Here is a 12,647-nt window from a genome sequence, read left to right as displayed (position 1 = left end):
GGCGCATATTCTCCCGTCTCCGGTGACCGATGGTCGGGTCGTGACACGGTCAGATAAGTTCGTTGCGGCTACACGGGGGACTTCGGGGAGGAACCAGACGTGCGGTACCGGGTGGAATCGGGAGAACGCCCAGACGGCCTGTACGCGACGCTCGACGATCGGACTTTCGCGGCACAACGCTCCACCACCGACGGCACGCTGCTGCTGACCGTCGTCGGCGACGAGGAAGCGCCCGAGGGATTCGACCGCGAGCACGAGGGCAAGCCGGCCAGAGTCGTACTCGCGAACGAGGTGCCCGCGACGTTCGACCTGCGCACCTACGTCGAATACGACGACGAACTGTTCGAGGTCGCGCCGGGCGACCAGGCGAATCTGACCCTGCGCTGGACGCGGCACGATCCGGCGCGCGCCGCGCAGCTCGGGCTCACCGATTTCTCGGTGACCGTCCCGGGCAAGCAGCTCACCGGGCTGTGGCTGACCCGGCACGACTACGGCGAGCCGAAGGCCGAGACCGAGGGCGGCGACCAGACCCGGATCCTGCGCGGGATCGGCCGCACGCTGCGCCAGGTGCCCGGCGGATGGTCGCGGGTCGCGGCGCAGTTCCGGCAGGTCGGCGACTACTCCGAGCTGGAGGTCCGCGCCGTCGGCGACGAGAACGGCCCGGTTTCGGTGTCGCTGCCCGGCACGCCGCAGCTGAGCACGCTGTTCACCCAGCTGCGCGCGGCGATGTACCAGCCGGAAAGCGGCACCTGGTTCCAGGGCACCTTCACGCTCGACGCCGATTCGCAGTTCGATTTCGACTTCGACGCCGACCAGGAGCCGGACTGGCGGCTGCCGCCCAACGACGGCGGCGAGCCCGCCCGCGAGTCCTACCTCGTCGAGCTGACCCGTTTCCCGCGCCCGGACAAGCACCTTCCGGACTGGCTCGGCGCGAAAGCCGGACTGCCGCTGAGCGTCGGATTCCGCCAGGCACGGCCGGTCGACGCGCACAACGAGGGCGAACGACCCGTGGTCAACCGCCCGCCGGTCCCGCCGGACCAGGTCCGCGGCGTACTCGACTACCTGTTCCGCTCGCCGGTCGTACTGCATCGCCCAGTGCCGCAGCCGGACATCTTCGCGCCCGGCGCACCGCCGGACGTGCCGCAGGCCTTCCACACCGACGGCACCTGGATCTGGCCTGCCGCCGTGCCGCACTACCTGCGCAAATACGGCGTTCCGCCGGAGCCGGAGCTGGTCGAGCACATCCGCGCCGCCGGGTTCCGGCCGCCGATCGTGCGCGATCTGGTCCGCGCGACCGCCGAGGCCGACGTGCTCGGCAAACCGCGCCCTGGGCGTACCGAGGCCGACCTCCCGGACGACAGCTCGCTCGCCCGCGCGGTCCGCGGCGAACAGACCCATGCTCTGCGCGGGGCCGAGACTTTGGCGCTGCTGCAGCAACGGCTCGTCGAGCACGGCGTGCCGTCGTCGGCATACCGGATCGGCGCGAACGAGGTGCCCGCCGAGGGCGTGTGGACCTTGCGCCGCGCGGAAAACGGCTGGGAGGTGTCGCGTCCGCCTGCGGTGGAGCCGGTGGCGTTCGCCAATCTCGCCGACGCGGCCCGGTTCCTCCTCGGCACGCTGCTGATGCTGCCGCCGCAGGCCCCGGAAGAATCCGATCAACCCGCGGACTGGCCAATCCTGCCGATGCGCGGCGAACCGCCGCTTTCGTTCTTCCGCGGCAAGCGGATCGTCGCGCTGCCCGCCGGCACGACGGTGGTCCGGTTCGGCCCCGAGACCGGGAACCTGGTGCACGGGAATTCGGTGCGGTTCCTCGAGACCTCGCTGACTCCGGACCGCGAACGCGACCGGCACGAGTACCGCGTGCAGCGCACGATCCGGGTGCTGACGGGAGTCACCAATCCGTGGGGCCAGCAGCCCGGCGGAGCGACGGCGTACCTGCTGCCGCGGCCGATCGCGCAGCACCTGGAGCAGGGAACGCTATCCCGGCTGTGAAGCCGTGATCAGCACGGCGGGCGACCACCAGTAGTCCGCGAGCGGTTCCACCGTCACGTCGGCGAACCCGGCGGCTTCGAGCTGCCGGGTCCACTGCGCGGCCGGATGTTCCCAGTTCGTCCGTGCCTTCCCGGCGGCGACGCCGAGCAGCACGGGCAGCAGAAATCCTTGTGCCACCAGGGAAGCTTGCTCGCCGTACTCGGCGACGCCGCGTTCGTACCGCTGCGCGAGCGACTCCAGGCCGGCGGTGTCCGGCACGTCGAATTCGGCCAGCACTAACCGTTCCGTCCTCGGCCGCAACGCGCTCAACACCTCGGCGCGGGCAGCGGGCTCGATCGACTGCAGCGCGAACGTCGACTGCGTGAGGTTCCACGTGGAACCATCCGCCGCGAGAAAGTCCTGTGCGGTCAACGAAAACCGGCGTGCACCAGGGACCTCGACATCCGCGAGCAGCGCCTCCGACGGCTCCACGAGGTCGATCCGCTCCGGCCGGAACGAGGCCTGCGCCAACGCCGGTTCGATCGCCAACCCGTCGCCGCACCCCAGATCCAGCAGCGCCGCCGGACGCCAGGAGTCGTACCGCGCGGCCAGTTCCTCGCTCAACCGCCGGTACAACCCGACGTTCCCGCCACCGCGAATGAACGCCGTGAACGCGGCAGGCTGGTCGTACACCGGACCGCTCGGACCCGCCGCGAGATACGTCGCCAACTCGGCACCCAACGGAGTTCCAGCTTCACGAGCAAGCACACCCGCCCGCTCGACATCGCCGTCCCGATACGCCGCCAGCGCACCGGCCACCCCGCTCACAGCGGCACCCACAACGTCACCCTCGTTCCGCTCCCCGGACTCGATTCGACCAGCGAAGTCCCGCCGACCTCGGACAACCGCGCGGTGATCGACTCGCTGATCCCGAACCCGGCCGGCCGGTCCTGCGGGCTGAACCCAGTGCCGTGATCCCGCGTGATCACCGCGATTCCGCCGTTGCGTTCCTCCACGCGCACCACGACTTTGTCCGTCTCCGCGTGCTTCATCGTGTTGCGCATCGCTTCCCGCACCGCGTCGCGGATCGCGATCTGCCGGACCTCGGACAGCGTGTCGTTGTCCAGCTCAGCGATCACCAGCTGCGCCCGCAAACCGTCGCGCGCCATCTCCGCGGCCAGCGCCGCGAGCTTCTCGCCGAGCGGCCGCGCGCCTTCCTCGGCTCGCTGCGCGGCGGCGGTCTCGATCGTCTGCCGCAGCTCGATCGCCTGCGCGCGGGCCAGCCGCTGCACTTCGACCAACCGCTGATCCGAATCGCCGGGACCGCCGAGCGCGATGGCTTCCAGCGTCTGCAGCACCGTGTCGTGCAGCATCCGGTGCTGCCGCGCGCGTTCGGCGAGCCGCCCGTTGCGGGTCCCGTACGCCAGCGCCAGCCGGATCCCGAGCCCGAGCAGGATCAGCGCGCCGACCGCGGTGAACAGGACGCCGAACATCGTCGGGTACAGCGACGCGGCCTGCGCGAAGTCGAACGTGCCGTGGTTGAGCAGGTCGGACAGCAGCCGCACCGGCAGGCTGAGCACCGCGAGCCCGATCCCGGACGGGATGCCTACGGCGAGCGTGAGCAGGGCGACGCTGCCGAGCAGGTGTTTGTCCGCGACGCCGACCGCGTCGTGGAACACCGCTGGCGACACCGTCGCGCCCATGAACAGCTCGAAGGTGAGCGTGGCCACGATGTCGACCAGCAGCAGCCGCCCCGCGAGGTCGCTGCGGAACGGGGCTCGGCGCATCATCCAGAACAGGCCGAACGCACTCAGCGCGACCGAAAACACGGTGACGATCGCGACCGACGCCAGCCCGGCCGAACCGTGCTTGAGCGCGTACGAGGCGAACGTCGACGGCACCACCACCAGCCGGTAGACGAGCGGAACCAGCACCACGTACCGAGCCGCGCGCAACAGCAACCCGTCGTGGTGGCGTTCGTCGACCGGACCGGCCATCCGCGAGATCCGCTGCAGCGCGCGCACCGGCGTCGGATCGGCGATCTCGTCGGTCAGCCCGGTCGTCGCGGTGGCCAGCGCGGGCGTGCCGCGGCGCAGCAACATGACGAGAAAGCTGGCGCCGCGCCGGTCCCCGTCGTGCTGCCGCGTCATCGATCCCCCCTGTTCGGTTAAAGAAGGGAGTATCTCGGCTGCCAGGTCGATGATCCAGAGGCCAAAGGGGGATCGTGGCGAACCCGCGATCCTGAATTCACTTCCCGGGACTACGCGCCCGAGCCGAGCCCCTCCGACGCCGCCCACTTCTTCAGCTCGGCGACCGCCTCGTCGTGCTCCAGCGGGCCGCGGTCGAGCCGCAGCTCCTTGAGGAACTTCCAGGCTCGGCCGACCTGCGGGCCTGGCGGGAGGCCGAGCAGTCGCATGATCTCGTTGCCGTCTAGGTCCGGCCGGACGCGGTCGAGGTCCTCCTGCTCCTTGATCCGCTCGATGCGGGCCTCGAGGTCGTCGTAGGTCGCCTGCAGCGCGGCCGCCTTGCGCTTGTTGCGCGTGGTCGAATCGGCGCGGACGAGCTTGTGCAGCCGGGTCAGCAGGTCGCCGGCGTCGGTGACGTAGCGACGGACCGCCGAATCGGTCCATTCGCCGCCGCCGTACCCGTGAAACCGCAGGTGGAGGAACACGAGCTGGGAGACCTGCTCGACGATTTCCTTCGAGTACTTCAGCGCCCGCAAACGTTTGCGGGCCATCCGCGCTCCGACCACCTCGTGGTGGTGGAAGCTCACGCCGCCGCCGGGGGCGAACTCGCGGGTGGCCGGTTTGCCGATGTCGTGCAGCAGCGCGGCCAGCCGCAGCACGAGGTCCGGCTCGCTGGCCGGCTCGTGCGTTTTCTCCAGCTCGATCGCCTGCGCGAGCACGGTGAGCGAATGCTGGTAGACGTCCTTGTGCTGGTGGTGCTCGTCGATCGCCAGCCGCATGCCGGGCAGCTCGGGCAGTACGCGCTCGGCCAGCCCGGTGTCGACCAGCAGCTCAAGGCCCGGCCGCGGATCCGGGGCCAGCATCAGCTTCGACAGCTCGGTCTGGACCCGCTCGGCGGTGATCCGGTCGATCTCCTCGGCCATCGACGTCATCGCCTCGACCACGCGCGGCGCGGCGGTGAAGCCGAGCTGCGAGGAGAACCGGGCGGCGCGCATCATCCGCAGCGGGTCGTCGGCGAACGACTCCTGCGGCAGCGCCGGGGTGTCGAGCACCTTCAGCCGCAGCGCGTCCATCCCGTCGTGCGGGTCGATGAAGGTCTTCCCGACCAGGTCGATCGCCATCGCGTTGACCGTGAAGTCGCGGCGGAGCAGGTCGCCCTCGATGGTGTCGCCGAAGGTGACCTCGGGGTTGCGTCCGACGCGGTCGTAGCTGTCCGCGCGGAACGTGGTGATCTCGAGCGTCGTGCCGTTCTTGGTGACGCCGACGGTGCCGAACGCGATGCCGACGTCCCAGACCGCGTCACCCCATTCGCTCACGATCTGCAGCACCCGGTCCGGGCGCGCGTCCGTGGTGAAGTCGAGGTCGTTCGACAGCCTGCCGAGCAGCGCGTCTCGCACGCTGCCGCCGACCAGGTACAAGCTGTGGCCGGCGCGCGCGAAGCGCTCGGCCAGCTCGTCGGCAAGCGGGGACACTCGCATCAGTTCCGTCACCGCGTTCTGCTGGGCGACCAGGTTGTTCACTCGAATCCCACCACGAAAATGGCGCCAACGCTGCGGACGCCGCCGGACACGGACACGGAGAGCCAGAGTACCCGGGCGGCCGTTTGCTCTAGCATCGCAGCATGTCTGGATCTGCCGGTCGCGCCGGACCGCCGACGCCGCGCCGGCGGCGACGGCGCCACCGCGGCAGGCGGCTGACCACGGTCGACGAGACCTCGGCGGGCGGACTGGTCGTCGACCTGGAGCGGGAACGCGCGGTGCTGATCGGGCGGCTCGACCGACACGGCAGACTGCTGTGGTCGTTGCCGAAGGGCCACATCGAGGACGGGGAGACGGTGGAGCAGACCGCGGTGCGCGAGGTGAAGGAGGAAACCGGCATCTCCGCGCGCGTGCTGCACCCGCTGGGCACCATCGACTACTGGTTCGTCGCGCAGCAGCGCCGGGTGCACAAGACCGTGCACCATTTCCTGCTCGAAGCCACCGGCGGCGACCTGTCGGACGAGGACGTCGAGGTGACCGAGGTCGCCTGGGTCCCGCTGGCCGAGCTGGAGACCACCCTCGCCTACGCGGACGAGCGCAAGCTGGTTCGCGGGGCAGCAGAACTTTTCGCGCCCGACGAGCGCGGCTGAGAGGGAGCACCCCGAGTGAAGCGGCCCGCCGCCTTCTTGCTGTCCTTGCTGATCATCGCCGCCACCGCGTTGTTCGGCGCGCCGGCGGGCGCGCAGGAGAACCCGGTGCCGGAACCCGCCCGGCTGCGGCTCGACCTCGGCCAGCTGTCCCCGCGCCTGATCACCAGCTCGGACCAGGCGATCACGGTGACCGGGACGGTGACCAACACCGGGTCCCGGCGGATCGTCAAGCCGATGGCCCGGCTGCAGATCGGCGAACGCCTCGCCAGCCCGCGCGCGATGGACGCGGTGCTCGCCGGGACCCCGGTGCAGGACAGCCCGCTCACCGATTTCACCCCGCTCGCCGAGGACCTGGAGCCGGGGCAGAGCGCCCGGCTGGACATCACCGTGCCGCTCACCGGACCGCGCGGCGCCGCGCTCCGGCCGGGCGTGTACCCGCTGCTGGTGAACGTGAACGGCACGCCGGAGTACGGCGGCCCGGCCCGGCTCGCCGCGGTGAGCTTGCTCATGCCGGTGCTGTCGACGCCCGGCCACGCGAACAACCAGGCGACGCAGCGGCATTCCAAGGTGGCCGTGCTCTGGCCGATCACCGACAGCACTCCGCACATCCAGTCCGCGCCGTTCGGCGTGCCGATGACGCTCACCGACGATTCGCTCGCCGACGAGCTGAGCCCGGGCGGACGGCTGTATTCGCTGGTCTCGGCGGCGCGAGCGGCCCAGGAGAACAACCAGAAGGTCGGCAGTTCGCTGTGCTTCGCCCTCGATCCCGACCTGCTGCGCACCGTTGACGCGATGCGCGGCGGCTACCGCGTCAACGGCGGGGTCACGGGCAAGGGCGCGGACGCCGCATCGAACTGGCTGGCGGCGCTGCGCGCGCTGGTCACCGGCCGGTGTGTGATCCCACTGCCGTTCGCCGACGCCGATCTCACCACCCTCGGCAAGATCCGCGGCGCCGACGGCAATCCCGACGCCGGCCTCATGACCACTGCGCTGACTGGCACCGCGACGATCCGCCAGGTGCTCGGCGTCGAGTCGAAGAGCGGCGTGCTGTGGCCGGGCGGGACGCCGGACGACAAGGCGCTGTCGGCGATTTCGACGGGCGGCTTCCAGACCGTGCTCACCGACAACGGCAAACTGCGCGCGGGCGGAGACGACGAGACCGTCACCGGCGCGGCGACGCTTTCCGACGGCCTGCGCGCGCAGCCGACCAACTCGATGGCCACCGCCGGTCTCACCGGATTCGCGCCGAGCCCGCAGGCGCCGACCACCTACAGCGGAGCCTCGCAGCGCGCGGTCTCCACGCAGAACGGGCTCGCCGCGATCGCGTTCGAGGCCGGTCTCGGCCGTACCGACGGCTCGACCGGCGGGCCGATGCTCATCGCCCCGCCCCGGCGCTGGGACGCCACCACCGACGAGCTGAACGCCTTCCTGTCCGGGCTCGGCAAGCTGACCGGCGCGGGGGTGACCGCCGGGTCGACGCTCGACGACCTGCTGGGGAGCACCCCCGAAGGCAGCGCCTCGCTCGTCGCGGGCGCCCATTCCGACGGCGGCGCGGCGGTCGCCGACCAGCTGTCCGGCCTCGACCAGGACGTCGCCAGCCTGATGTCCGCGATGCAGGTGGACCCCAGGAACCGGGTCGAGCCGAAGGCGATCGTGGGGCCGGTGCGCGACGCGCTGGTCCGCGGCAGTTCGACCGCGTTCGGCTCGGCGTCTTCCTCGTCCGCCTCGGCGAACGCGACCGCCGAACTCGGCGCGATCCGCGACCAGGTGACCGTGGAACAGCCGAAGCAAACGATTGCGCTCGCGTCCGGGTCCTCGCCGCTGCCGGTGTACGTGCACAACGACCTGCCGGTCGGGGTCAGCGCGCAGATCGCCCTCAAGAACACCATGGGCATCCGGGCCGAGGACGCCAAGATCCTGCTCTTCCCGGCGAAGGGCGGGCAGACCAAATACGTGCAGATCGAGGCGCTGCGGGCCGGGCGGCTGTCGGTCGATGTGTCCTTGACCACCCCTTCGGGCACCGATCTCGGCGCGACCGCGCGGTTCGAGCTGACCTCGACCGAATACGGCCCGATCACCATCATCGTCACGGTTGCCGCTGGTTGCGCGCTGCTCCTGCTGGCGTCCCGGCGGATCTACCGGCGGATCAAGGAAAGCCGAGGCGGCACGCCCTGACATCCGAAGGGGCCGGGTGCTCGCGCCCGTTCCCGATTACCCTGGGTCGGCGCTGCCACAATGGCAGGGACCAGGGGACCGCCGAGGATTGGGCACGCGTTGGACAAAGAGCCGGGTCAACCACCCGAGCGTGCGGGTCGTCCTCGGCGGGACGGCGCGGCGCCGAGGCGGGACGACCAGCCTCCTCGCCGCGCGGTCCGGGACGCCCGTCGCCAGCCTCCTCCGCCGCCGGCAGAACGCAGGCAGCCGCCGCCCAATGGCACTCGCCGGATGCCGCTGCCGGACGACCGTCCGCCTGCCCCTCCCGACCGGGCTCAGCCGCGCCGGATCGACCCGCGCGGCGGCGAACCCCGAGAACCTCGCGAGCCCCGCGAACCACGGGACCGCGCGCCGCGCCGCGTCCCGCCGCCGCCTCCGAACGGCCAGCGACCGGCCCCGACCAGGGCCGCCATGCCGCCGGTGCGCAGGCCGCCCCCGCCGAGGCCGTCCGGGCCGCCGTCGGGTCCGCAGCAGCTCCCGCCGTCCGGCCCGCAACCACTCCCGCCGCCGGGGGCGCAACCGCTTCCGCCGGCGAACCAGCCGCCTAACCGCGGCCAGCTTCCGCAGCCGACGCCGCCGCCCGCGAACGTGCCGGGCCCGCCGCCGCCCCCGGTGCACCGGGGCCGCAGCCCGCGTCCCGGCGCGCCGATCCGGCCGTGGCAGGAAGAAGCGATGCGGGACCCGGACGCCACCCGGTTCATCCCGCGCACCGCGGGCGTCCCGCTGGCGGCTCCCTCGCGCTGGCCGACCGCCGACCCGGACGTGCTGCGCCCGTACGACGCGCTGGCCACCCAGGTCATGCCGCGGATCAAGGACGCGCCGCTCGCGCGTCCCACCGAGGCTCCGGAGCAGCCGAAGGACGAAGGCCCTTCGGTCGCCAAGGCGTCCGGCCGGATGGCGATCGCGTCGCTGATCAGCCGCATCACCGGCTTCCTGTGGAAGGTGCTGCTGGTCGCGGCGATCGGTTCCGGGATCGCGACCGACTCGTTCAACGTCGCGAACACGATGCCGAACATCATCTTCGAGCTGCTGCTCGGCGGCGTGCTCACCAGTGTGGTGGTGCCGCTGCTGGTGCGTTCGCAGGACGATCCGGACCACGGACAGGCCTACGCGCAACGGCTGCTGACCACCGGCATCACCGTGCTGTTCATCGGCACGGTGATCGCGGTGATCGCGGCGCCGGCGTTCACCTCGCTGTACATCGATTCCTCCGGGCACGCGAGCTCCGGCCTGACCACGGCGTTCGCCTACCTGCTGCTGCCGGAGATCTTCTTCTACGGCGTGTTCGCGCTGGTCTCGGCGATGCTCAACGCCAAGCACGTGTTCGGACCGACCGCGTGGGCTCCGGTGATCAACAACCTGGTGGTCATCTTCACCATCCTCGTGGTGTGGCTGATGCCCGGTTCGATCGACACCGACCATCCGTCGATCACCGACCCGAAGGTGCTCACGCTCGGCCTCGGCGTCACCGGCGGCATCGCCGCGCAGGCGCTCATGCTGATCCCGCCGCTGCTGCGGTCGGGCTTCCGCCCGCGCTGGCGGTGGGGCCTGGACAGCCGGATGAAGGAGTTCGGCGGGCTGGCCCTGTGGGTCGTCGGCTACGTCGCGGTCAGCCAGGTCGGCCTCACGATCACCACCCGCGTGCTCACCAAGGGCACCTCGGGCGGCGTCACCGCCTACAACTACGCGTGGCTGCTGTTCCAGCTGCCCTACGGCGTGCTCGGCGTCTCGCTGCTGACCGCGATCATGCCGAGGATGAGCCGTGCCGCCGCCGACGGCGACACGAAGAAGCTGGTCAGCGACCTGTCCTACGCCTCGCGGATCTCGACGGTCACCCTCGTGCCGATTTCCGCGGTGATGACGATCGTCGGCTCGTCGATGGGCGTCGCGCTGTTCGCGATGGGCAAGGGCACGCTGGAGGACGCCCAGCGGATGGGCCAGGCGCTGGCGATCACGGCGTTCGCGCTGCTGCCGTATGCGCTGGTGATGCTCCAGATGCGCGTGTTCTACGCGATGAAGGACGCCCGCACGCCGACGTTGATCATGATCGTGATGACCGTGGTCAAGGTGCCGTTGCTGTTCCTGTGCCCGGTGCTGCTGAACGCGGAAAACGTGGTGCTCGGCGTGATGATGGTGAACGCGCTGACCTATGTGATCGGCGCGATGCTCGGCCAGGTGTGGCTGTGGGTGACGCTCGGCAACCTGCGCAGCAAGCGGGTGATCGGGGTGATCCTCTTCACCGTCGTGGCGAGCGTCCTCGGGGTCGGGGCCGCGTGGGTCGTCGGGCTGATCGTGCCCTCGTCGCTCAGCCCGGTTCCGCACGCCTGGATCAAGCTCATCCTGCAGGGAATCGTCGGGATCGTGGTCTCGTTCGGCGTGCTCATGGCGCTGAAGGTCGAGGAGCTGAAGCCCGTAACATCGAGATTCACCCGATTGATCAAGCGCGGGTAACGATTGATTCACGACTCACGACGCTTCCCTGACCGATGATCCGGGTACCCTCGGTGCCGGGAGCGAAGCGGGAGAGAGCGTGGACACGAGACGAAGCGAGCAGGCGGGGGACGCCGCGGGCATTCGCGCCCGGGGCGGATCGCTCGCGCCCGGACGCGTCGTAGGGGACGGCCGGTATCGCCTGCTTGCCCAGTTCGGGGTGGACGAACGAGCCGCCGCGCACCTGTGGCGGGCGCGGGACGGGCAGCTCAAGCGGGACGTCGCGCTGACCTTGCTGGTCGGCGATCCGGCGGATCCGGAGGCGGCCCGGCAGGCCCGGCGCACGCTGGAGCGGGCCGCGCACGCGTCGAAGTTCGGGCACGGCGGCGTCGCCAGGGTGCTGGACGTGCTCAGCCTCGGCAGCGGGGTCACCTCGAGCGAGGGCTTGCTCGGCGTCGTGGTGGCGGAGTGGACCAAGGGCAGCGACCTGGTGGACCTGGTCGCGCAGCGCCCGGTGGCCCCCGCCGCGGCCGCGCGGATGGTGCAGGCGCTCGCCGAAGCGGTCGACCACGCGCACCAGAACGGCCTCGTCCTCGGCCTCGACCACCCGCAGCGGCTGCGGCTCACGCCGGGCGGCGCGCTCAAGCTCGCCTTCCCCGGCCCGCTGCCGGAAGCCACTCTCCGCGACGACGTCAAGGCGCTCGGCGCGGTGCTGTATCTGCTGCTCACCGGACGCTGGGCGCTGCCGGGCGGACCGCCCGCGATCCCCGCGGCGCCGCTCACGCCGCAGGGCCACGTCGTGCCGCCGCGATCGCTGGTGCCCGCGGTGCCGCCGGAGCTGTCTTCGCTGGCCGTGCGCACGATCGAGGACGGCGGCAGCGGCGGGATCCGCACCAGCTCGGCCATCCTGCGCGTGCTCGGCCAGGTCGCCGAGCAGGAGGAACGCACCCAGCTGATCAACGCGGTCGGCAAGAACGAGGCGGCCGCGGAGACCGACGGCACGATCTGGACCACGAAGAAGCCGGTGAAGGACGTCGCGCGACGGCGGAAGCTGGCCTTCGGCGTGACCGTGCTGGTGGTCGCCACTGTGGTGATCCTCGCGTGGGGCGGGCTGATGCTGATCAACCTGTTCCAGGGCGACGGCAAGCCCACCGGTCCGGCGATCAACGTCGCGGCCCCGCCGAGCAGTGCTCCGGCGAAACCGGGCAACCAGGCCCCACCGCCGGCGAACCAGCCGCCCGCCGCGCCGAAGATGGGCGACCCGGTGGCCCCGAAGTCGGCGTCGCTCTACAACCCGCAGGGCTCCGGCGACAACGCGGGCCGGGCGAAGAACACGATCGACGGCGATCCGGGAACGGTCTGGAAGACCGACCAGTACCAGCAGCAGCTGCCCGCGCTGAAGCCCGGCGTCGGGATCGCGATCCAATTCGACAACCCGGTGAACCTCGCGCAGGTGAAGATCAGCGCGGACAGCCCGGGCACGAAGGTCGAGATCCGCTCGGCGGACACCAAGAATCCGCAGCTCGACGACACCAAGGTGGTTGGAAGCGGCGACCTGAACGGGCCGGACACCACGATCACCCTGCAACAGCCGACGCAAAGCCAGTACTTCATCGTCTGGATCACCCAGCTGGGCGACAACGGCGGCAACGGCTTCGTGAGCCAGATCGGAGAGCTGAGCTTCCTGCCTGCGGCGTGAGCTGCGAGCACGACTCAGT

Annotated in this window: 8 protein-coding genes; 5 read left to right on the top strand and 3 right to left on the bottom strand. The window is 71.0% G+C overall.

The window, feature by feature from the left end:
* Positions 1 to 99 precede the first annotated feature (99 nt).
* Entirely contained in the window at positions 100 to 1,992 is a 1,893-nt protein-coding gene (locus tag ACZ7OI_RS02885) for a TNT domain-containing protein (protein WP_470262515.1), read from the top strand.
* Here the strand turns inward: ACZ7OI_RS02885 and ACZ7OI_RS02880 are convergent.
* The 3 genes from ACZ7OI_RS02880 to ACZ7OI_RS02870 all read right to left on the bottom strand — a co-directional run bounded on the left by ACZ7OI_RS02880 (position 1,978) and on the right by ACZ7OI_RS02870 (position 5,677).
* Positions 1,978 to 2,811, bottom strand: coding sequence for a class I SAM-dependent methyltransferase (locus ACZ7OI_RS02880; protein ID WP_470262514.1), 834 nt, complete (start codon positions 2,809 to 2,811; stop codon positions 1,978 to 1,980). The two genes, ACZ7OI_RS02885 and ACZ7OI_RS02880, sit on opposite strands and share 15 nt — an antisense overlap.
* On the bottom strand, positions 2,796 to 4,121 hold the full coding sequence (locus ACZ7OI_RS02875; RefSeq protein ID WP_470262513.1) for a sensor histidine kinase: 1,326 nt from the start codon (positions 4,119 to 4,121) through the stop codon (positions 2,796 to 2,798). The genes ACZ7OI_RS02880 and ACZ7OI_RS02875 overlap by 16 nt, the downstream gene beginning before the upstream one ends.
* 110 nt (positions 4,122 to 4,231) lie before the next feature.
* Positions 4,232 to 5,677: a CCA tRNA nucleotidyltransferase gene (locus ACZ7OI_RS02870; RefSeq protein WP_470262512.1), complete on the bottom strand. Its 1,446-nt coding sequence runs from the start codon at positions 5,675 to 5,677 to the stop codon at positions 4,232 to 4,234.
* Between the two features lie 101 nt (positions 5,678 to 5,778).
* Here ACZ7OI_RS02870 and ACZ7OI_RS02865 point away from each other — a divergent pair, with 101 nt between their 5' ends.
* From ACZ7OI_RS02865 to ACZ7OI_RS02850, 4 genes are all read left to right on the top strand, one after another.
* Entirely contained in the window at positions 5,779 to 6,285 is a 507-nt protein-coding gene (locus tag ACZ7OI_RS02865; protein WP_470262511.1) for an NUDIX hydrolase, read from the top strand.
* A 15-nt stretch (positions 6,286 to 6,300) separates the two neighbouring features.
* On the top strand, positions 6,301 to 8,460 hold the full coding sequence (locus ACZ7OI_RS02860; protein ID WP_470262510.1) for a DUF6049 family protein: 2,160 nt from the start codon (positions 6,301 to 6,303) through the stop codon (positions 8,458 to 8,460).
* Positions 8,461 to 9,171: 711 nt separating this feature from the next.
* Positions 9,172 to 10,950: a murein biosynthesis integral membrane protein MurJ gene (murJ, locus tag ACZ7OI_RS02855; RefSeq protein WP_470262509.1), complete on the top strand. Its 1,779-nt coding sequence runs from the start codon at positions 9,172 to 9,174 to the stop codon at positions 10,948 to 10,950.
* A 79-nt stretch (positions 10,951 to 11,029) separates the two neighbouring features.
* Positions 11,030 to 12,628, top strand: a complete 1,599-nt coding sequence (locus tag ACZ7OI_RS02850) for a hypothetical protein (protein WP_470262508.1) — start codon at positions 11,030 to 11,032, stop codon at positions 12,626 to 12,628.
* Positions 12,629 to 12,647 lie beyond the last annotated feature (19 nt).

Source organism: Amycolatopsis sp. NPDC114503, from assembly GCF_055633655.1.
This window is presented reverse-complemented; position numbering and strand designations above follow the sequence as displayed.

Coding starts and splice junctions, on each gene's coding strand:
- ACZ7OI_RS02875 (WP_470262513.1), bottom strand. CDS start 4,121: ATGACGCGGCAGCACGACGGGGACCGGCGCGGCGCCAGCTTTCTCGTC.
- ACZ7OI_RS02865 (WP_470262511.1), top strand. CDS start 5,779: ATGTCTGGATCTGCCGGTCGCGCCGGACCGCCGACGCCGCGCCGGCGG.
- murJ (WP_470262509.1), top strand. CDS start 9,172: ATGCGGGACCCGGACGCCACCCGGTTCATCCCGCGCACCGCGGGCGTC.